Origin of the sequence: Faecalibacterium sp. I2-3-92 (genome assembly GCF_023347315.1) — a bacterium.
In the GTDB taxonomy this organism is placed as follows: domain Bacteria; phylum Bacillota; class Clostridia; order Oscillospirales; family Ruminococcaceae; genus Faecalibacterium; species Faecalibacterium duncaniae.
Genome location: NZ_CP094470.1, coordinates 2598331 through 2618372 on the forward strand (window position 1 = coordinate 2598331; position 20042 = coordinate 2618372).

The 20042-nt window shown below is 58.1% G+C and carries 18 protein-coding genes and 1 tRNA gene; 7 read left to right on the top strand and 12 right to left on the bottom strand.

Features of this window, described 5'->3' with window-relative positions:
- The first annotated feature begins 58 nt into the window (after positions 1 to 58).
- Positions 59 to 1354 carry a cation:proton antiporter gene (locus tag MTP42_RS12605; RefSeq protein WP_249257475.1) on the top strand — a complete coding sequence of 432 codons (1296 nt, stop codon included), beginning with the start codon at positions 59 to 61 and terminating at the stop codon, positions 1352 to 1354.
- A 97-nt stretch (positions 1355 to 1451) separates the two neighbouring features.
- Here MTP42_RS12605 and MTP42_RS12610 read toward each other — a convergent pair whose 3' ends face one another.
- From MTP42_RS12610 to ruvC, 11 genes are all read right to left on the bottom strand, one after another.
- Positions 1452 to 3755 carry an ATP-dependent Clp protease ATP-binding subunit gene (locus tag MTP42_RS12610; protein WP_249257476.1) on the bottom strand — a complete coding sequence of 768 codons (2304 nt, stop codon included), beginning with the start codon at positions 3753 to 3755 and terminating at the stop codon, positions 1452 to 1454.
- Between the two features lie 23 nt (positions 3756 to 3778).
- The gene (locus tag MTP42_RS12615) at positions 3779 to 4474 is read right to left on the bottom strand and encodes a hypothetical protein (protein ID WP_097771269.1); all 696 of its coding nucleotides are present in this window, start codon (positions 4472 to 4474) and stop codon (positions 3779 to 3781) included.
- A gap of 187 nt (positions 4475 to 4661) precedes the next feature.
- Positions 4662 to 5864: a DUF5711 family protein gene (locus MTP42_RS12620; RefSeq protein WP_249257477.1), complete on the bottom strand. Its 1203-nt coding sequence runs from the start codon at positions 5862 to 5864 to the stop codon at positions 4662 to 4664.
- Complete coding sequence (gene truA / locus MTP42_RS12625) at positions 5861 to 6610, bottom strand: tRNA pseudouridine(38-40) synthase TruA (RefSeq protein WP_005934861.1); 750 nt, start codon at positions 6608 to 6610, stop codon at positions 5861 to 5863. The genes MTP42_RS12620 and truA overlap by 4 nt, the downstream gene beginning before the upstream one ends.
- A 104-nt stretch (positions 6611 to 6714) precedes the next feature.
- Entirely contained in the window at positions 6715 to 7530 is an 816-nt protein-coding gene (locus MTP42_RS12630) for an energy-coupling factor transporter transmembrane component T family protein (protein ID WP_005934862.1), read from the bottom strand.
- The gene (locus MTP42_RS12635; RefSeq protein ID WP_005934863.1) at positions 7524 to 8444 is read right to left on the bottom strand and encodes an energy-coupling factor transporter ATPase; all 921 of its coding nucleotides are present in this window, start codon (positions 8442 to 8444) and stop codon (positions 7524 to 7526) included. The genes MTP42_RS12630 and MTP42_RS12635 overlap by 7 nt, the downstream gene beginning before the upstream one ends.
- Positions 8445 to 8459: 15 nt before the next feature.
- A complete protein-coding gene (locus MTP42_RS12640; protein WP_005934864.1) occupies positions 8460 to 9299 on the bottom strand; it encodes an energy-coupling factor transporter ATPase in 840 nt (279 codons plus the stop codon).
- A 243-nt stretch (positions 9300 to 9542) separates the two neighbouring features.
- The gene (locus tag MTP42_RS12645) at positions 9543 to 10418 is read right to left on the bottom strand and encodes a class I SAM-dependent methyltransferase (RefSeq protein ID WP_005934865.1); all 876 of its coding nucleotides are present in this window, start codon (positions 10416 to 10418) and stop codon (positions 9543 to 9545) included.
- A 29-nt stretch (positions 10419 to 10447) separates the two neighbouring features.
- Positions 10448 to 11503, bottom strand: a complete 1056-nt coding sequence (gene ruvB / locus MTP42_RS12650; RefSeq protein WP_097771273.1) for a Holliday junction branch migration DNA helicase RuvB — start codon at positions 11501 to 11503, stop codon at positions 10448 to 10450.
- Between the two features lie 3 nt (positions 11504 to 11506).
- A complete protein-coding gene (ruvA, locus tag MTP42_RS12655) occupies positions 11507 to 12115 on the bottom strand; it encodes a Holliday junction branch migration protein RuvA (protein ID WP_097771274.1) in 609 nt (202 codons plus the stop codon).
- A 209-nt stretch (positions 12116 to 12324) separates the two neighbouring features.
- The gene (gene ruvC / locus MTP42_RS12660) at positions 12325 to 12837 is read right to left on the bottom strand and encodes a crossover junction endodeoxyribonuclease RuvC (protein ID WP_249257478.1); all 513 of its coding nucleotides are present in this window, start codon (positions 12835 to 12837) and stop codon (positions 12325 to 12327) included.
- 223 nt (positions 12838 to 13060) lie between these two features.
- On the opposite strand from ruvC, the gene MTP42_RS12665 reads away from it, so the two are divergent.
- The 6 genes from MTP42_RS12665 to MTP42_RS12690 all read left to right on the top strand — a co-directional run bounded on the left by MTP42_RS12665 (position 13061) and on the right by MTP42_RS12690 (position 18028).
- Positions 13061 to 13136: transfer RNA gene (locus tag MTP42_RS12665), tRNA-Val, on the top strand.
- Positions 13137 to 13578: 442 nt separating this feature from the next.
- Positions 13579 to 14196 (top strand): Type 1 glutamine amidotransferase-like domain-containing protein, encoded by a 618-nt coding sequence (locus MTP42_RS12670; RefSeq protein WP_005930833.1) that lies wholly within the window; start codon positions 13579 to 13581, stop codon positions 14194 to 14196.
- Positions 14197 to 14459: 263 nt separating this feature from the next.
- Positions 14460 to 16058, top strand: a complete 1599-nt coding sequence (locus MTP42_RS12675; RefSeq protein ID WP_249257479.1) for a recombinase family protein — start codon at positions 14460 to 14462, stop codon at positions 16056 to 16058.
- Complete coding sequence (locus MTP42_RS12680) at positions 16042 to 16509, top strand: hypothetical protein (RefSeq protein ID WP_005340973.1); 468 nt, start codon at positions 16042 to 16044, stop codon at positions 16507 to 16509. Before MTP42_RS12675 ends, MTP42_RS12680 begins: the two co-directional genes overlap by 17 nt.
- A gap of 350 nt (positions 16510 to 16859) precedes the next feature.
- Positions 16860 to 17462 carry a Type 1 glutamine amidotransferase-like domain-containing protein gene (locus MTP42_RS12685; protein WP_249257480.1) on the top strand — a complete coding sequence of 201 codons (603 nt, stop codon included), beginning with the start codon at positions 16860 to 16862 and terminating at the stop codon, positions 17460 to 17462.
- Between the two features lie 74 nt (positions 17463 to 17536).
- On the top strand, positions 17537 to 18028 hold the full coding sequence (locus tag MTP42_RS12690; RefSeq protein ID WP_117533665.1) for a GNAT family N-acetyltransferase: 492 nt from the start codon (positions 17537 to 17539) through the stop codon (positions 18026 to 18028).
- Between the two features lie 224 nt (positions 18029 to 18252).
- Here the strand turns inward: MTP42_RS12690 and rny are convergent, their stop codons facing one another.
- On the bottom strand, positions 18253 to 19824 hold the full coding sequence (gene rny / locus MTP42_RS12695; protein ID WP_005934875.1) for a ribonuclease Y: 1572 nt from the start codon (positions 19822 to 19824) through the stop codon (positions 18253 to 18255).
- Positions 19825 to 20042 lie beyond the last annotated feature (218 nt).

Consider the following 20042-nt stretch of genomic DNA (forward strand, 5'->3'; position numbering starts at 1 on the left):
CTCCTCAGATAAGATATACTTTTTAACGTATCTTAATTCCTGAGGAGGATCTTATTTTATGGAGCAATTGCTCATCTGCATGTCTCTTTCGCTCATTGCAGGTCTGTTGGCATCCCGTGCAGCGAAAGCGGTCCGTCTGCCGGCTGTCACCTCTTATCTGGTGGCGGGGCTTCTGCTGGGCCCCTTCTTTCTGGGTCGGCTGGGCCTGAGCGGCTGGGGCTTCGGCTTCGGGAGCCTTGCACAGGTCGAGAGCTACGGCATCATCACACAGGTGGCACTTGGCTTCATCGCCTTTGTCATCGGCAACGAGTTCCGGCTCAGCGCGTTGGAGAGCATGGGCAGACAGGCGGTCACTGTGGGCATCCTGCAGGCCGTTATCACCACCGTGCTGGTGGATATCGCTCTGGTGGCCCTGCACTTTGCCCGGCCGGATGTCATCTCAATGGCATCGGCCATCACGCTGGGTGCCATCGCCTCTGCCACAGCCCCTGCCGCCACCCTGATGGTGGTCAAGCAGTACAAGGCAAGCGGTTCCCTGACCCGCCTGCTGCTGATGGTGGTCGCCATTGACGATGCCGTGGGTCTGGTGCTCTTCTCGGCCTCTTTCGGCATCGCAAACGCGCTGGAACAGGGCCGCATCGACCCCATCAGCATCCTTCTGGAGCCTCTGGTGGAGATCGTACTCAGCCTGGGGCTGGGCGCGCTGGCCGGTCTGCTGCTCAACCAGCTGGAGATCTACTTCCACTCCCGCTCCAAGCGCATGAGCCTTTCGGTGGCCTTTGTGCTGCTGACGGTAGGCCTTTCCATGGTCAGCTTTGAGGTCGGCCCCATCCACTGCAGCTTCTCGCTGCTGCTGGTCTGCATGATGACCGGCACCGTGTTCTGCAACATCTGCCCCACTTCCGATGAGCTGATGGACCGCCTGGACCGCTGGGTAAGCCCGGTGAACATCCTGTTCTTCGTGCTGTCCGGCGCGGAGCTGGATCTGAACATCCTCGCAAACCCAATGGTCCTGCTCATTGGTGCCGTCTATATCGCTTCCCGCTCTCTTGGCAAGATCTCCGGCTCCTATGTCAGCTGCAAGGCCACCCGCTGCAGCGAGAAGATCCAGAAGTATCTGGGCATCACCCTGCTGCCGCAGGCCGGTGTGGCGCTGGGCATGGCCGCCGAGGCTGCCGAGCTTTCCGACGGCCACATGGTGCGCAACGTGGTGCTCTTCTCGGTGCTGGTGTACGAGCTGGTGGGCCCGACCCTGGCCAAGCTCAGCCTGACCGCCGCAGGCGAGATCATTCCCGAGGGCCGCACGAGCGCCCGTACCACCAACAAGCCGGAGGAACCGGTCAGTGTGGACTGATTTCCCCCATCAGCCTCACCGCAGGTGACGGAGCGTTCTTACACTACAAAAGCCGCTGCACAGTTGTTACGCTGTGCAGCGGCTTTTTGTTTGCTCTTTATTTCAGCACGATCTCATCGTTCTCAGCATCCACGGTCAGGGTGGAGCCCGAAACAAGGGTGCCGTCGATGATCTTTTCAGCGGCGGGGTCCTCCACAGCCTTGCGGATGGTGCGGCGCAGGTCGCGGGCACCAAACTTGCCGCCCTGGCTCTTGTGCACCAGCGCTGCCAGTGCCGCCGGGGTATAGCTGTAGGCAATGCCCTTGGCCTCCATGCTGGGCTTGTACTCGTCCAGCATCAGGGCGGCAATGCCCTGCAGGGTCTCCTCGCTCAGCGGCTTGAAGGTGATGACCTCATCCACGCGGCCCAAAAACTCGGGGTGGAGGAACTGGCTCAGTGCCTTGCGGCTCTTCTCCTCGTTCCGCTCCTCCTCGCTGCGGTTGAAGCCCAGACTTGCGGTGGTCTGGTCGCTGCTGCCCGCATTGGAGGTCATGCAGATGACGGTGTTGGAGAAATCCACGGTGCGGCCCTGGGCATCGTTGATCTTGCCCTCGTCCAGGATCTGCAGCAGGATATTCATCACATCGGGGTGGGCCTTTTCGATCTCATCGAACAGCACCACGCTGTACGGGCGGCGGCGGACCTTTTCGGTCAGCTGACCCGCCTCCTCGTAGCCCACGTAGCCCGGAGGGGAACCGATCATGCGGGACACCGCGTACTTCTCCATATACTCGCTCATATCCAGCCGGATCAGGGGGTCGGGCCCGTCAAAGAGCTGGTTTGCCAGCTGCTTCACCAGCTCCGTCTTGCCCACGCCGGTGGGGCCCACAAAGATGAAGCTGGCCGGACGGCGGCGGCCCGAAAGGTCGGCGCGGCTGCGCTTGACCGCCTGCGCCACCAGATGCACGGCATCGTCCTGACCGATGATCTTCTTTTTCAGCTCGGTCTCAAGGCTTGCGAGCTTTGCATACTCGGTCTCCCGGATCTTCACCGCTGGGATGCCCGTCCACAGCTCAATGACCTTGGCCACATCGTCCATGGTCACCTGGATCTCCCCGGCTGCAGCCTCCTTGGCGGGCAATTCCCGCTCCAGCTGTGCCATCCGGGTCTTGCGCTCTGCCACACGCTCGTAATCGATGGGCTCGTTCACATCGGCGTTTTCCATGTCGGCCTCTTCCTGCTTGAGGGCCTCCAGTTCCTTCTGCATGGTCAGGTACTCGGAAATGACCGGGTGGGCCAGATTGCAGCAGGCACAGGCCTCGTCCAGCAGGTCGATGGCCTTGTCGGGCAGATAGCGGTCGGTGATATACCGCTCGCTCAGGGTCACGGTGGCGTTCAGCACATCGGCGAGCACCTGCACATGGTGGTGCTCCTCGTAGTAGTGCTTGATACCGCCCATCACGGCCAGCGTATCAGCAACGCTGGGTTCCTCCACCCGCACGGGCTGGAACCGGCGCTCCAGCGCCTGGTCCTTCTCGATATACTTGCGGTACTCGTTGAAGGTGGTGGCACCGATGACCTGGATCTCGCCGCGGGAGAGGGCAGGCTTCAGAATGTTGCCCGCATTCATGGCACCCTCGCTCTCACCGGCAGAGGTAATGGTGTGGATCTCGTCAATGAACAGGATGACGTTGCCCGCCGCCTTGACCTCGCTCAGCAGGCCCTTGACTCGCTGCTCGAACTGGCCGCGGAACTGGGTGCCTGCCACAAGGCTGGTCAGGTCGAGCAGGAAGATCTCCTTATCCTGCAGCCCTGCCGGCACCTGCCCCTTGGCAATGCGCTCCGCAATACCCTCGGCAATGGCGGTCTTGCCAACGCCCGCCTCACCAATGAGGCAGGGGTTGTTCTTCTGGCGGCGGCTCAGGATCTGGATGGTGCGGTAGATCTCCCGGTCGCGGCCGATGATATCATCCAGCTTCCCCTCCCGGGCTTTGCGGGTCAGGTTCTCGCAGTAGGTATCCAAAAACTTGCGGCGGGGCGGCTTTTTGTCGTTTTTGCCCGCCTTCTTTTCGTTTTTGCCGTTCTGGGCACCGCCGTTCACCCCCAGCGGGAAGGTGGCGCTGGAGCCGGGCACAAGGTCGCCGTCCTCCTCGCTCTGGTCCGGCTGGCCCATGCCCATCATCATGGAGAAGGGGTTCATGTTGCTCATGTCCCCCATCTCCTGCATCATGTTTTCCATCCGGTCTTCCATGGCATCCATGTCCTCATCAGACATGCCAAACTGCTTCATCAGATCATCGACCGGTTTGATGTGCATCTCCCGGGCACAGTGCAGGCAGTACCCCTCGTTTTTCATCTGGCCATTTTCCATCCGCTGGACAAAAATAATGGCAGGCCGCTTCTGGCATCGAATGCAGACCATTGTTCCTCCTTTTCCCTCCCCGCTCAGACAAACGGGTTGAACACATTGAATACTTTATAGTAAAGGCTGCCGCTCATCACCGTGTCGTTGAGCATGGTGAGGTTGCCGCCGGTGATCACAATGAGCGCCCAGACCACGCAGAGCACCAGATAGATGTCCACAAGGCTGGCAATGCCGCCCACGCCCCAGCCCAGCCAGTGATTCACTGCACCGATCACGGGCAGCTTGTTCACCAGCCCCAGCACCGTGACCAGCAGGCTGACCAGCATCCGCAGCAGGGCAAACGCCACAAAGAACAGCACCAGCGAGATCACCGGGGTCAGCAGCGGAGCCAGCACCTTCTGGACGATGGTATCCGCCAGCACAACGGCGTTGTCATTGAGGACGGCAGAGATGGAGCGCTCGCAGGCATCCACGATGGATGCCCGGAACGCCTCGGGCAGAAAGCCCGCGTACCGCTGGGCAATGCCATCCAGACTGACGGCTCCCCCGGCGGCGATATTGGCAGCGATCTGGTCCCGGAAGCTTCCGGCGAGGAAGCGCTCGAACACCTGCCCGGCTGCCCAGCCTGAAAAGGCTCTGGCACCGAACAGGCTGATGAGGCTGCCCGTCAGCTGCACCACCGAGGCCAGAAAGCCTTTGCGGGCATACCGGACGGCCAGCACCAGCCAGACCACCGTACATAGGATATCAAAAATAAATGACGGATTCTTGAACATACGTTTAACCTTATTCCGAACTGGCTCACCCTCTCAGTCACGACTGCCGTCGTGCCAGCTCCCCCAAAGGGGGAGCCAACGCTTCTGACAGGGGAAGCCACAAAATAAATTGCACTCTTTTTCCTCAAAGCCGCAATTGCCTCTCCCTTTGGGAGAGGTGGCAATGCGCAAGCATTGACGGAGAGGGCTATTCAGCGGGTGCTTCCAACTTCTGCACCGTGTTGCCGCTGAACAGCAGCAGATCCTTGCTGTTGGCCAGCAATGCCTGCGGGCTGGTGTCAAGGTTCTGGCTCCACTGCTGGGTGCCAGATGCATCAAAGCACTCCACGGCGTTATCGGCCAGCAGATAGAACAGGTTCCCCGCCCGGACAATGGAATTTGCCGCCGAGACAGCAGCGCTGAACTGGACATTCAGGTTTTTGTCCAGCGTCACAGCCTGAGAGACCTGCCCCGATGCCAGCAGCAGGGCCACATTGCCTGCCGCGTCCACCGAAACATCCTTCAGCTCCGTGCCCGCAAAATCATAGACCACACGCTCGCCGCCGCCCGCATTGTAGAGCACGGCCCTGGTATCGTAGACAGCCAGGATCGTGGAAGCAGAGGTCCACCCCAGCCACTGGGGCACACCGCCCTGATTCACCAGACTGACAGGATCGCCCGATGCCAGATTGATGAGGTAGAGGTTGGTCATTACCTGTCCCCCGCTGACGGTGACGGCTGCCGCCGCCAGCTTCCGGCTGTCGGGGGAAAAGGCCATCCGCAGGGGGGTGCCGTCGTTGGAGGTCATGCTCCAGCTGAGCTGCTGTTCCATGGAGGGGCTGTATACCAGCAGCTTTGCCATGCTGGTCTGGTCCTCAGTGACCACAGCCAGCGTGCCGTTGTCCGACATGGCGCAGAGGAAAATGCTGTTTTCCAGCTGCTTGGTGTAGAGGTTCTGGGTGCGGCTCTCCACCCGCAGCTCGTTTCCGGAGCGGTTGTAGAGGACAAAGCGGGTCTTGCCCGCGGCCAGCGCCGGGCGGGCATAGCCGCTCTGGATGCTGTTCAGCTTTTTGCCGGTGCGCGACCAGACCACACAGCCCTCGTCCCCCAGCTCCACAAAGCTGCCGGTCAGGGGGGCCATCTGCTCCAGCTCGGCCACACCGGTCTGCTGGGGCCAGCCGGAGCCGGGCAGCAGGGCAATGCGGGCCGTATCGGTCAGGTCCTTCAGGGCCGCCACCGAGCTGCCCGCGATGCCGGTGGCAAACAGCACCACCGCCGTCAGCAGCACCAGCAGCACCGCCGTGCGGCGGATGCGCCGGTTCCGCACACGCTGGCGGGCAGCTTCCAGATATTCGACCCGCCCTTCCGAAAGCGGCTCGTCACTCTCCGGACGGTTGCGATTTTTTCTCATAGGTCGTAGTCCACCTTCTCCAAAAATAGCCCCTTCGCGGGCAGCGTCGGCCCGGCCTGGCTGCGGTCCCGGCTGGCAAGGATGCCGGGGATGGCATCGGGCTGCATCCGGCCCGCGCCCACCTCACACAGGGTGCCTGCCAGAATGCGCACCATGTTATAGAGGTAGCCGTCCGCCGTCACCTCAATGTCCACCTCGTCGCCCTTCCGGGTCACATGGCAGTCAGTGATGGTGCGCACGGTATCTCCGTGGGCAGCAGCAGAGGAACCCGCCGCGCACAGGGCCAGAAAATCGTGCTTTCCCACAAACTGTTCCGCCGCCCTCTGCATGGCATCCACATCCAGCCGCCGAGGCACCCGGGTGTAATATTTTTCATCAAAAGGCGAATCGATGGGGTGGTTGTGGATGCGGTACAGGTAGGTCTTGGTATGGGCGGCATAGCGGGCGTGGAACTCCTCCGGCACCACCCGGGCGCACAGCACCCGGATATCCGGGGGCAGGTGCTGGTTGATGGCCAACGGCAGCTTTTCGGGGGGGATGCGGGTCTCCGCGTGGAAGTTCAGCGCAAAGCCCAGCGCGTGGACCCCGGCATCGGTGCGGCTGCACCCCTTGATATCGGGGCGGCTGTGGAGCACCGCTTCCAGCCCATCCTGAAAGGTCTGGGCCACGCTCCGCCCGTTGGGCTGCACCTGAAAGCCGCAGTAGTTGGTTCCGTCGTAGGCAAGGGTCAGTAGATAGTTCTGCATGGAACTCCTTCCGTCACGGCTTTGCCGTGCCACCTCCCTCAAAGAGGGAGGCTATAAGGCCCCCTCCTCGAGGGGGCTGTCGCCGCAGGCGACTGGGGGAGTTTTTAAAAATTCGGGAACACCAGTCTCGAGCTCAGGATCACCATAAAGCAGACGATGCACACCGCCAGGTCGATATAATCCTGCCGGGTGCAGCGCAGCACCTTCAGGCGGGTGCGGCCATCACCGCCGCGGTAGCAGCGGCACTCCATGGCCATGGCCAGCTCATCGGCGCGGCGGAAGGCCGAGATGAACAGCGGGATGAGCACCGGCACCAGCGCCTTGACGCGCTCCATCATGGAGCCGTTGTCCAGCATGGCACCGCGGGCTTTCTGGGCGTTCATGATCTTGTCGGTCTCCTCGATCAGGGTCGGGATAAACCGCAGGGCAATGCTCATCATCATAGCCAGCTCATGCACCGGGAAGTGCAGCCTGCCCAAAGGCTTGAGCAGCTGCTCGATGGCATCCGTCAGCACGATGGGGCTGGTGGTATAGGTCAGCAGGCTGGTGCCCGCGATCAGTGCCATCACGCGCACCGCCATCAGGATGGCATAGCGCAGGCCCTCGGCGTAGATGTTCAGCACCCAGAAGTGCACCAGCGGCTCGCCCTCGCCCGAAACAAAGAAGAGGTTGAGCACCGCGGTAAAGAGGATGATGGGCAAAATGGGCTTCAGGCTCTTGGTGATGAGCTTGAAGGGGATCTTTGCCACGCCGTACATGGCCACAAGAAATACAAGGGACAGCGTCAGGCCCAGCGGGTTGGACGCGGCAAACAGCAGGATGATGTAGACGATGGTCAGCACCAGCTTCATGCGGGGGTCGAACTTATGCACAAGGCTGTCGCCCGGGAAGTGCTGGCCGATGGTGATATCTCTCAGCATGTGGCAGCGCCCCCCTTCTTTGCATCCACACGGGGCAGCACAAGGCTTTCGCCTGCGTCCCGGCGCTTCTTGGCTTCCAAAATCATCTTGACGGCATAGGGCACGGTGTAAACATCCGCCGGGACATCCACACCCATCTCCCGCAGCTTGAGGAAGATCTTTGTGACCTGCGGCACGCTCAGGCCCAGCGCCAGCAGCTCGGGCGCACGGGCAAACACGTTCTCAACGGTGTCATACATGGCGATCTTCTTGTTGCTCATCACCAGCACACGGTCGGCGTACTTGGCAATATCCTCCATGCTGTGGGAGACCAGCAGCACGGTGGTGCCGGTCTTTTTGTGGTACTCCTTGACCTCAGACAGGATCTCGTCCCGGCCCTCCGGGTCCAGACCGGCGGCAGGCTCATCCAGCACCAGAATGCGGGGCTTCATGGCCATCACACCCGCCACGGCCACCCGGCGCTTCTGGCCGCCGGACAGCTCAAAGGGGCTGCGCTGTAGCAGCGCCTCATCCAGGCCGACAAAGTCCGCTGCTTCATGCACCCGCCTGTCGATCTCGGCCTCGTCCAGCCCCATGTTTCTGGGGCCAAAAGCGATATCCTTATAGCAGGTCTCCTCAAACAGCTGGTACTCCGGGTACTGGAACACCAGACCGGTGAGGAAACGGAATTCCCGGATCTTTTCCGGCTCGGCCCACAGGTCGCGGCCATCGATGATGATGTGGCCACTGGTGGGCTTGTTCAGGCCGTTCATGTGGGTGATGAGGGTGCTCTTGCCGGAGCCGGTGGCACCGATGATGCCCACAAAGTCTCCCTCTTCCACCTCAAAGCTCACGTCATCCAGCGCGGTGACGGCATTGGGCATTCCCGGGTTATAGACATAACTCAGGTGATCTACTTTGATAATGCTTCCCATCTTCCGTCCCCTCCCTTACTTCAAAAGCTCATACAGAGCCTGTGCGCACGCGCCGGTGTCGATGATGCCCTCGGGCATGGGAATGCCGGCCTTGACCAGCTCATCCCGCAGTTCGGCAGCCTGCGGCACATCCAGCCGCAGGGCGCGCACCTTTTCGGTCTGGCTGAATACCTCTTTCGGGGTGCCCTCCATGACCACATTGCCCTTGCTCATCACCAGCACGCGGTCGGCCTGAGCAGCTTCTTCCATATAGTGGGTGATGGACACCACCGTGATGCCCATGTTCTTGTTCAGATGGTGGATGGTCTGCATCACCTGCTCCCGGCCCCGGGGATCAAGCATGGCGGTGGCCTCGTCCAGGATCAGGCAGTCGGGCCGCATGGCGACCACGCCCGCAATGGCAACGCGCTGCTTCTGGCCGCCGGACAGGTTGTGGGGCGCACGCTCCCGGTATTCATAGATGCCCGCCATCTTCATCGCTTCATCCACGCGGCGGCGCATCTCCTCCGGCGGCACGCCCAGATTTTCCAGCGCAAAGGCGACATCTTCCTCCACCACGGTGGCAACGATCTGGTTGTCCGGGCTCTGGAACACCATGCCCACGGTCTGGCGGATATCGTAGATCTTGTCCTCGTCTTTGGTGTCCATCCCCTCCACCAGCACAGTGCCGCTCTCCGGCAGAAGGATGGCGTTGAAGTGCTTGGCCAGCGTGGATTTTCCACAGCCGTTGGCCCCCAGCACTGCCACAAATTCGCCCCGCTTCACCTCAGCCGACACGCCGTTCAGGGCGTAGTCCGGCTGTTCCGGGTCATAGCGGAACTTCAGATCTTTCGCAGTTAAAATCGTTTCTTCCATAGGTTTTCTCTTTCCGGTGGTGCGCCCCTCTCAAAAGGGCTGTACCCCATTCTTGGTTCTTCTTCATTTTTTCAGAATGGCTGCCGTCAGGACACTCCCCCAGTCTGCTTCGCAGACAGCCCCCTCTGAGATGGGGCCTCTGGCGCAACCGAGAAGTTTTCCGGCAAACGGTCAACGTTCCCGCCATGCCAAAGGCTCCCTCCCCGAGAGAGCTGGCACGGCGACAGCCGTGACTGAGGGAGTTCATTCTTCCCAAATGGCCGTTGCGCCGCAGGGCACAACGCCGCCGGTGGCGGAAACGGGCAGGCCGATCTCATCACAGCTGGTCTTGCCGCCAAAGCGGGGCACCAGCGTGGTCTTGAGCATATACTCCATGACCGCGGGGGACAGGCCGGTGGTGTAGCTGTTGACCGCAAAGAAGAGGGGCGTATCGCTCAGCACTTCCTCGCACTGGCTGATGAGCTCGTAGATGCAGTCCTCCAGCTTCCAGATCTCGCCGCCGGGGCCGCGGCCGTAGCTGGGCGGGTCCATGATGATGCCATCGTAGGTGTTGCCCCGGCGCTTTTCCCGGGCCACGAACTTGGCGCAGTCGTCCACCAGCCAGCGGATGGGCCGGTCCGCCAGACCACTGGCCACGGCGTTGTCCTTGCCCCACGCTACGATGCCCTTGGAAGCATCCACATGGCAGACAGTAGCTCCCGCAGCGGCACACGCCAGCGTTGCGCCGCCAGTGTAGCCAAACAGGTTCAGCACCTTGACAGGGCGGCCTGCCGCACGGATCTTTCTGGCGTACCAGGCCCAGTTGACAGCCTGCTCCGGGAACACGCCGGTGTGCTTGAAACCGGTGGGGCTGACGATGAGGGTCAGCTTGTCCTCGCCCTCACCGCAGGAGATCTTCCACTTCTCAGGCAGACGGCGGCGGTACTCCCACTCTCCGCCCCCCTGATTGGAGCGGTGGTAGATGGCATCGGCCTTGGCCCAGAGCGGGCTCTGCTTCTCGGTTTTCCACACCACCTGCGGGTCGGGCCGGATGAGGATGGTCTCTCCCCAGCGCTCCAGGCGGTTGCCGCCGGTGGCATCCAGCAGCTCGTAATCTTTCCAACTATCTGCAGGGCGCATAAGCGTCCTCCTTTCTCTCTTCAAACGGCTCAGAACAGGCTCTGCTGGCCGTTGTCCTCCGGGCTTCCGGTCTCGGGGGCTTTCAGGCCCAGGTGCTCATAGGCAAGGCGGGTGGCACAGCGGCCACGGGGGGTGCGGGTCAGAAAGCCCATCTGCATCAGGTAGGGCTCACACAGGTCCTCCAGCGTCACGGCCTCCTCGCCCAGCGCCGCCGCCAGCGTTTCCAGGCCCACAGGGCCGCCGTTGTACATCTCAATGATGGCGCGGAGCAGGCTGCGGTCCAGCTCGTCCAGACCCAGCGCGTCCACGTCCATCCGCTTCAGGCTCATCAGGGAAACATCCCGGTCGATGATGCCATCCCCCAGCACGGTGGCAAAGTCGCGGACACGCTTCAAGAAGCGGTTTGCCACGCGGGGGGTGCCCCGGCTGCATTTGGCCAGCTCGTAAGCGCCCTCCGGGGTGATGGGCTGGTCGAGGATGCCCGCCGAGCGCTGGATGATCCGGCTCAGCTCATCGGGGCTGTACAGCTCCAGCTTGAGCAGCACACCGAAGCGGTCCCGCAGGGGGCCGGTGATCTGGCCCGCACGGGTGGTAGCGCCCACCAGCGTGAAGCGGGGCAGGTTGATCCGGATGCTCTGGGCGCTGGGGCCCTTGCCGATCATAATATCCAGCGCGTAATCCTCCAGCGCCGGGTAGAGCACCTCCTCCACCTGCCGGGACAGGCGGTGGATCTCATCAATGAAGAGCACGTCGCCCTCCTGCAGATTGGTCAGCAGGGCGGCAAGGTCGCCGGGCTTCTCAATGGCAGGGCCGCTGGTGATGCGGATCTGCACCCCCATCTCGTTGGCGATGATGCCCGCCAGCGTGGTCTTGCCCAGGCCCGGGGGGCCATAGAGCAGGATGTGATCCATGGGCTCGCCGCGCCGCTTGGCGGCTTCCAGATAGATTTTCAGGTTCTGCTTGACCTTGTCCTGTCCGATGTAGTCCTCCAGATGCTGCGGGCGAAGGCTGTTTTCCTCGTTGTCCGCCGCCGTTAAGCTGGGCTGCATCATTTTTGCGCCATAGAGCGCGGTTTCGTCCTGCATGGATTACCTCCTGCCTGCCATGCCCCGCAGGGCCAGCTTGATGATTTCTTCCACGGGAAGGCTTGCGTCGATCTTGGAAACGGCCAGGGCGGCTTCGCTCTGGCTGTACCCCAGCGAGACCAGCGCCGCAATGGCCTGCCCGGCTCCCTGTGCGGCGGGGGCGGCAGTGGCCGCGCCCACATCCTCAAGGTTGATGCCATCCACAAAGCCCTTTGCCACCTTATCCTTCAGCTCCAGCACGATGCGCTGGGCCAGCTTGGGGCCCACGCCGGATGCCGCCTTGAAGGCCTTGTGGTCGCCCGCCGAGATCGCCAGCGCCACCCGGTCAGGCTCCATGACGCTGAGAATGGCCAGACCCACCTTGGGGCCCACACCGGAAACGGCGGTCAGCAGCTCAAAGCAGCTTTGCTGCTCCTCGGTGGCAAAGCCGTACAGGCTGATGTCATTTTCGGTCACGCTCATCACGGTGTAAAGGGTGGCTTCCCGGCCCACCCCGGGCAGTGCACCCGCAACGCTGGTCGGGCACTGTACATAGTAGCCCACCCCGCCGCAGCTCACCACCACAGCGTTCAGGGTCTTTTTGATGATTTTTCCAGTTAAAGAGTAGATCATAAAGTGTTTTCCCTTTTCGGTCAGCTCCTCCCCTGCCCAACCTCTCCGTCATTGCTCCGCAATGCCACCTCCCCTAATAGGGGAGGCCTTGGCATAACGGGCAGCTCTTCCTCTTCGCCAGAGGCTCCCCTACTAGGGGAGCTGTCGAACAAAGTGAGACTGAGAGGTTGTACAAAGGGAAGCCTTCCCTTATACACGAATAACAACAACTAAATCGGCCCAACGCCCCTTCTTGCAAAGCGGTTCAGCTGGTTGCCGTTGGTATGGCAGAAGGTGATGGCCATGGCCAGTGCATCGGCGGTATCATCGGGCTTGGGCACAGCAGGCAGATGCAGCAGGATGCGGGTCATCTCCTGCACCTGCTTTTTCACGGCCTTGCCGTAGCCGGTAACGGCCTGTTTCACCTGCATGGGGGTGTACTCGTAGATGGGGATGCCCGCCTGCGCCGCCGCCAGCAGGATGACCCCGCGGGCCTCGGCCACGCCGATCACCGTGGTCTGGTTGTGCTGGTAGAACAGCTTTTCGATGGCAAGCACCTCGGGCTGTGTCCGCTCAATGACCTCCCGGATGCCGGTGTAGACCTCGTTCAGCCGCTGCTCAAACGGCACCCCGGCATCGGTGCACACCGCCCCGAAATCCACCGGTGCAAACCGGTTGCCCGCATAGTCCAAAACGCCCCAGCCCACGATGGCGTAACCCGGGTCGATGCCCAAAACTCTCATTCTGCGATACCTTTCCTATTATAATCAATGTATTATACCACAAACCGGCGTTCAGGGCAACGGAAACGCCTTGAGTCGGTTTACAAAATGTGCGCTGGGCGGCTGATTTTCCATCCACAGTAAACCAGGCATCAAAAAGTTTGCAGAATTTTCAAAAAAGGGCTTGCTTTTTGCCCGGCGGTATGATATCATAATCAAGCTGATTGCGGCACAAACAGAATATGGACGGTTAGCTCAGCTGGTAGAGCATCTGCTTGACGTGCAGGAGGTCACAGGTTCGAGTCCTGTACCGTCCACCATACAGTTCGTACTCGAACCCGATTCTTTACGAAAAAGGGTTCGGGTACGTTTTTTGTTTATCGGAGGTTTTGCGGAAGGACTACTCGGAACGGTAAACGAGCAAAGGCAGGGTATCACTATGATAGTGGTATCCTGCCTTTTGCTTTGCGGAATCAAGTTCGCTTTGTGCGAACTTGGTCGTCCCCCTATATGGCGCGTTTGGGAGTAGTCGCTGCGTACGTGCGTACCGGGAGCCTGTACACCTCTGACAAGGTGTAACACACTAGACTTTGTGCCAAAGTCTGTGTGCCAAGGGGTCAAGCCCCTTAGAATCCCTGCGGAGCGTGTACGCACGTACGCAGAAAAATGGCAAAATTTCACTATATCGGGGTGTTCTTTCATGGTGGAGTGTGGTATACTCGGCTTAGCCCAGTAAATCGGAGTTTGACGAGGTAAAAGAATATGAATGGAAAACATCTATTTCTTACATCTGCAGGGTTGACCGATAAGATGAAAGAGAAATTCTTTGATATTATTGGAAAGTGTCCGAAGGATGTGAAAGTGCTTTATATTCCAACAGCTGGCATTGAAACAGATGGTGCAAGAGAGTCGCTTGCAATATGTTTTCATGAACTCTTTCTAATGGGAATTCAGTACGAAAATATATTAGTGTACAATCTGGAATTAATTCTTTCAAAAGACTATCAAAGAACCTATTCTTCGTATGTTACAACCCCGTTTATGCTTACAAGGCTATTAACTTTTGAAGAATTAAACCAATTTGATGCTGTTTTTGTCAGTGGTGGTGATGTATCTGTGCTTTGTCGTGAAATGTCTAGAACTGGTTTTGATAGAATACTTAATAATGCAATTAAAAACGGACTTATATATGTCGGAATCAGTGCAGGAAGTATGTATGCGGCGGGAAATTTAACAGATGGATTACATATTATTGACAATCCTATTATCCCCCATTGGAATGGTTCTGAAACAACAGTATTACCGAACGGCAAAGATGAGATTAAGCTTGCTGATGGAAAAGCTGTTTATGTAGAGGATAATTACATGAGTGTAATATGATGCACATGTAGGATTAGTCAAATTCCAGTTTGCCGTACTCGTTCCAGCAGGGTTTGGGGCAGGCACGCCCCAACAAGAAGCTGTCCCAAAGGGGCAAGAATTTTCAAGAATTGAAAATTTGTGGCCACGGGACGATTCTTGCTCTCACCTTTTTCGCTGCGTTTCGCAATTTTCGCATTTCACTCTGCTCGCAGATTGTTGACAAGCTGCGCTTGACCCGATACTATAAAGGCAAGTCGAATACACGCCAAGGAGGTGCAACCATGACCGCCGTAATCTACGCCCGCTATTCATCCGACAGCCAGCGAGAAGCGTCCATTGAGGGACAGTTGCGCGACTGCAAGGCCTACGCCGAGAAGAACGGCATCACCGTGGTCGGCACCTACATTGACCGTGCCTACTCTGCCAAAACGGATGACCGCCCAGACTTTCAGCGGATGATCAAGGACAGCGGAAAGAAAATCTTCGATGTGGTTCTGGTCTGGAAGCTCGACCGCTTTGCCCGGAACCGATTCGATGCCGTGAACTACAAGTACCAGCTGGAAAAGAACGGTGTCCATCTGGTGTCTGCCATGGAACCCATCTCGCAGGGGCCTGAAGGCATTATGGTGGAGAGTATGCTGATTGGCATGGCGGAATACTATTCCGCCGAACTCGCCCTGAAAGTGGCGCGCGGTGAGCGCGAAAATGCCCTCCAGTGCAAGTACAACGGCGGCGTGGTGCCGCTGGGCTTCACCATTGGCAAGGAGGACAGGCTATACCATATCGACCCGGAAACGGCTCCTATTGTGCAGGAGATCTTCAGCCGGTACGCCGACGGCGAACCGGCTGAGAAGATTGCCGCATCCCTGAACGAGCGCGGCCTGCGTACCCGCACCGGGAAGCCGTTCGTAAAGAACAGCTTCTTCCAGATATTCCGCAACCGCCGCTACATCGGCGAATACCGCTACAAGGACATTGTGACGCCGGGCGGCATTCCGGCCATTGTTGACAAGGACTTGTTCGACCGGGTGCAGCAGCGTTTCGAGCAGAACAGGATCGCCCATGGTCGGCCTGCAAAAGAGGATGTGAGCTATCTGCTGACCACCAAGCTGTTCTGTGGCAAGTGCGGCACCCTGATGGGTGGCGAAAGTGGCACCAGCCACATGGGAAACACCTACTATTACTACAAGTGCGGCAACGCCAAACGCCACGGCAAGGCGCACTGTGACCTGAAAGCCATCCGCAAGGAGCCTCTGGAGCGGTTCGTGGTGGACACCGCCATTAAGGTGATTTTTAACGATGAAATCATCGAACAGCTGATAGATTTGGTCATGGAAGCCCAGCAGAAAGAGAACACCCGGCTGCCTGTCCTGAAAGACCAGCTCAGGGACACGGAGAAGCGGCTGGCAAACCTTCTGGAAGCCATTGAACAGGGCATCCTGACCTCGACCACCAAGCAGCGGCTAGACGAATTGGAAGCCCGGAAAGAAGCCCTGAACACCAGCATTCTGGAAGAAGAACTGAAAAAGCCCGTTCTGACCCGTGAGTGGATTCGGTTCTGGCTTGAGAAATTCCGCAAGGGTGACGTGGGCAGCACGGAACACCAGCGGCAGATCATTGATACCTTTGTCAACTCGGTCTACGTCTTTGATGACCGGGTCGTACTCAATTTCAACTTCACGGATGATGCCAAAACGGTCACCCGTGAGGAAGTGTTGGGTTCGAGTGCCGTGGACAATGCTCCACTCGTGGAAAAGAACCATCGACTTCGGTCGGTGGTTCTTTTTGTTTTGCTGGCGCTTTGCGGGATGGTGTGGTATACTCGGCTTAGTTCAACAACTCGTAATTTAAGGAGGTGTTTTTATGCCACAAATGAATAAGGGAGGAAAATTTATTTTCGGGAAATCACTCATTCGGACGGATGGAACATTACGGATTCCACCGCAGGCAATGGAAGAATATCACATTGCAGATGAAGGAAAAGTATATCTTTTTACCGGAAGTAAGATTACCGGTGGCTTCTGCGTCACCCGGAAAGGCCTTTTGCATCCGTCAAAACTTGGTCACATTTTGGACGATACTCCACCGTTGCTTGACTACTCAGCAGGTTCTGGCGAATTTATCAAATACAAGGGGCGTTCCTACTGCTGGGTAGAGATTTCACAGGAGGGGCAAATTCTTCTTACGAAGAAAATGATGGATTTTTTGAAGGTGAGACCCGGAATGGAGCTGCTCTCTATCCGCAGTAGCGACATCGCGTTTACGATGGGAGCTAAAGGACCTCTATTGGAAAAAGCAGAAAACTATGATGGTGAAATTCCGCTTTTTTAAGTGTAACAATTTCCAGTTTGCCGTACTCGTTCCTGGCAGGGTTTGGAGCAGGCGTACTCCAACAAGAGCACTTCGGAAACTCGCAGGAGCTTGAGAAGTGAAATTCCGGATGGACCATCCTCCACCCGAGGACAAGAACCATCGACTTCGGTCGGTGGTTCTTTTTGTTTTGCTGGCGCTTTGTGGGATGGTGTGGTATACTCGGCTTAGTTCAACAACTCGGAACTTGTCGGGGCAAAGCCCCTCCATCTTGCTACGCAAGACCGTTCTGTCGCTTAAAAGCCCCACTGGGGCTTTCATTGTTCTGCTTCGCTCCACAAACGCGAATTTATATATAAAGGAGAATATTGATGAAACTGTTTTTATGTTCGCACTTTTCAAGTGTAGGAAGTCTGATAAAGGAAGAAATTGAAAATAAAAAAGTCGCATTTATTCCAACAGCTTCGCTGCGTGAAGGCTACACCGGTTATGTCGGCTCGGCTCGAAAATTATTCAAAAAGTTGGGAGCAATCGTAACTGAAATTGATATTTCAACGGAGGCTTATTCAACAATACAGTCTGTTTTTGAAGATGCGGATGTGATATATTTTACCGGCGGAAATTCTTTTTTCCTTATAGACCAGCTCCGTAAAACGGGAACGGATGAGCTGTTGAAGAAAGAATTGGCAAAGGGAAAACTGATGATTGGTGAATCGGCAGGTGCGATTATATGCGCTCCAAGCATCCAATATATCGAGCAAATGGATGAAAAGCCGGAGGACTACTCACAAGAAGATGATACAGGGCTTGATTTGATTGATTTCTATGTTCTTCCGCATTATCTTACAGCACCATTTAAGAAAGTTACCGAGAAAATAATGACTGCGTTTTCGGATTTGAATCTATGCCCAATTAACAACCGTCAGGGAATTGTAATTGATGGTGAAGGTTCAAAGGTTATTTGCAAAGACTAAGTGGTTCTTTTTGTTTTGCTGGCGCTTTGCGGGATGATGTGGTATACTCAGCTCAACAAATCAAACTCTGGAGAATGACTATGCAAAAGATCCGTACTGCCACCTTTGAAGATCTGGATGCCATTGCTGCCGTGGAGGCGGCCTGCTTCCCGGCTGCGGAGGCGGCCACAAAAGAAGAATTTGCCGGGCGGCTGACCCATTATGCCGACCACTTCTGGCTGCTGTTCGAGGACGAAAAGCTCGTCTCCTTTGTGGACGGCTTTGTGACCGATACCCCCGACCTGACAGACGAGATGTACGCCGACGCTTCCCTGCACGATGCCCATGGGGCGTGGCAGATGATCTTTGGGGTGAATACCCTGCCCGAATACCGGAAGCAGGGCCTGGCCGGGCAGCTGCTCCGCCGGGCCATCGCCGATGCAAAGGCTCAGGGCCGCAGGGGGCTGGTGCTCACCTGCAAGGACAGGCTCGTGCACTATTACGCCGGCTTCGGCTTTGTCAGCGAAGGCGTTTCCGGCTCCACCCACGGCGGCGTGGTGTGGTACCAGATGCGGCTGACCTTCTGAACTTCCTACAAAAAGCAGCGCCCCCGCCTGCCGGAAACACCGGTGAGCGGGGGCGCTTTGCATTTGCTGGGAGGATATGGTCTTACCTGCACCACTGGGCAAACTCTGCGTCTGTGCACTTGACGTAGTGGCTGCCCGGAGATCTGACACGACGCGCCCGAGAGACTCACAGACAAAAAAGGAGCCCGCTGTACGAATACAACGGGCTCCTCTTGGTTCTGATCTTACTTCGCGTACTCGATGGCGCGGCTCTCGCGGATGACGTTGACCTTGATCTGGCCGGGATAATCGAGGGTATCCTCGATCTTCTTGGCGATCTGGCGGGCCAGCAGGATGACCTGATCATCGCTGATGACATCGGGCTTGACCATGATGCGGACTTCGCGGCCGGCCTGAACGGCAAAGGCCTGCTCCACACCCTCAAAGCTGGAAGAGATCTCCTCCAGATTTTCCAGACGCTTGACATAGCTCTCCACGTTCTCGCGGCGGGCACCGGGACGTGCGGCACTGATGGCATCGCAGGCCTGAATGATAAAGGCCAGCGGGGTCTTGGGCTCCACATCGCCGTGGTGGGCCTCAATGGCATGGATGATCTGGGTGTTTTCCTTGTACTTGCGGCAGATATCCACACCGATCTGGACATGGCTGCCCTCGATCTCGTGGTCAAGGGCCTTGCCGATATCATGCAGCAGACCGGCACGGCGGGCCAGCGTGACGTTCACGCCCATCTCGCCTGCCAGCAGACCGGCCAGCCAGGCCACCTCCATGCTGTGGGTCAGAGCGTTCTGGCCAAAGCTGGTGCGGTACTTCAGGCGGCCGATGAGCTTGATAAGGTCGGGGTGCAGGCCGTGGATGCCAAGCTCCATCACGGCGCGCTCGCCCTCCCGCTTCATCTGCAGCTCAAGATCGTGGCGGCACTTCTCCACCGTCTCCTCGATGCGGGCGGGGTGGATGCGGCCATCACCGATCAGGCGCTCCAGCGTCATGCGGGCAACCTCGCGGCGGGTCTGGTCAAAGGAGGACAGGGTGATGGCCTCCGGGGTATCGTCGATGATAAGATCCACGCCGGTGGCAGTTTCCAGCGCGCGGATGTTGCGGCCCTCACGGCCGATGATACGGCCCTTCATCTCGTCGCTGGGCAGGGGCACCACGCTGACGGTGGTCTCGCTGCAGTGGTCAGCGGCGCAGCGGCTGATGGCCTGACCGATCATATTGCGGGCGATGTTATCGCAGTTTTCCTTCAGGTCGGTCTCGTAGGCAGCCACACGGACAGCCTTCTCGTGGGTGAGCTCCTCGTCCACCTTGTGCAGCAGCACTTCGCGGGCATCCTCCTGGCTCAGGCCCGCCAGGGTCTCCAGGCGCTCCATCTCCTTGGCACGGATGGCATCCACCTCAGCCAAGCGGCTGTCGGCCTCCTCGTGCTTTTTCTTGAGCTCTTCTTCCTTCTTTTCCAGGGCTTCGGTCTTGCGGTCCAGCGCATTTTCCTTCTGGTCAATGCGGTTCTCCTGGCGGCTGATCTCAGCACGGCGCTGCTTGATTTCCTTGTCGGCCTCTGCCTTCTGGGCATCGACCTCGGCTTTCAGGCGGAAAGCCTCGTCCTTGGCTTCCAGAACAGCTTCTTTTCGTTTTTGGTCAGCGGTCTTGATTGCTTCGTTCACCAGGCGGGTAGCCTCGGCTTCTGCGCTGCCGATCTGTGCCTCGGCAGTCTTTTTACGGTTATTGTAACCAATAAAATAACCCGCGCCGGCAGCAACAGCAGCAACCACGACCACGATCAACAGAATGATCGGGGACATCGTGTTCACTCTCCTTACAATTAAAGTTCAAAATCAACTAAAATCTGGAGACGCTGCCGCGCAAGGCGTGGGTCAACAATACAAAATCAAGCTCTCAACAACAAAACAGACAACAGCACCGCACAAAAAGGGCATGTTAGCCCCTGCGGCCTGATGCAGCTTTTTTATCTACAAGGTTTTCATATAAAAACGGGCAGATGAAGCCCCATTGAACTTTG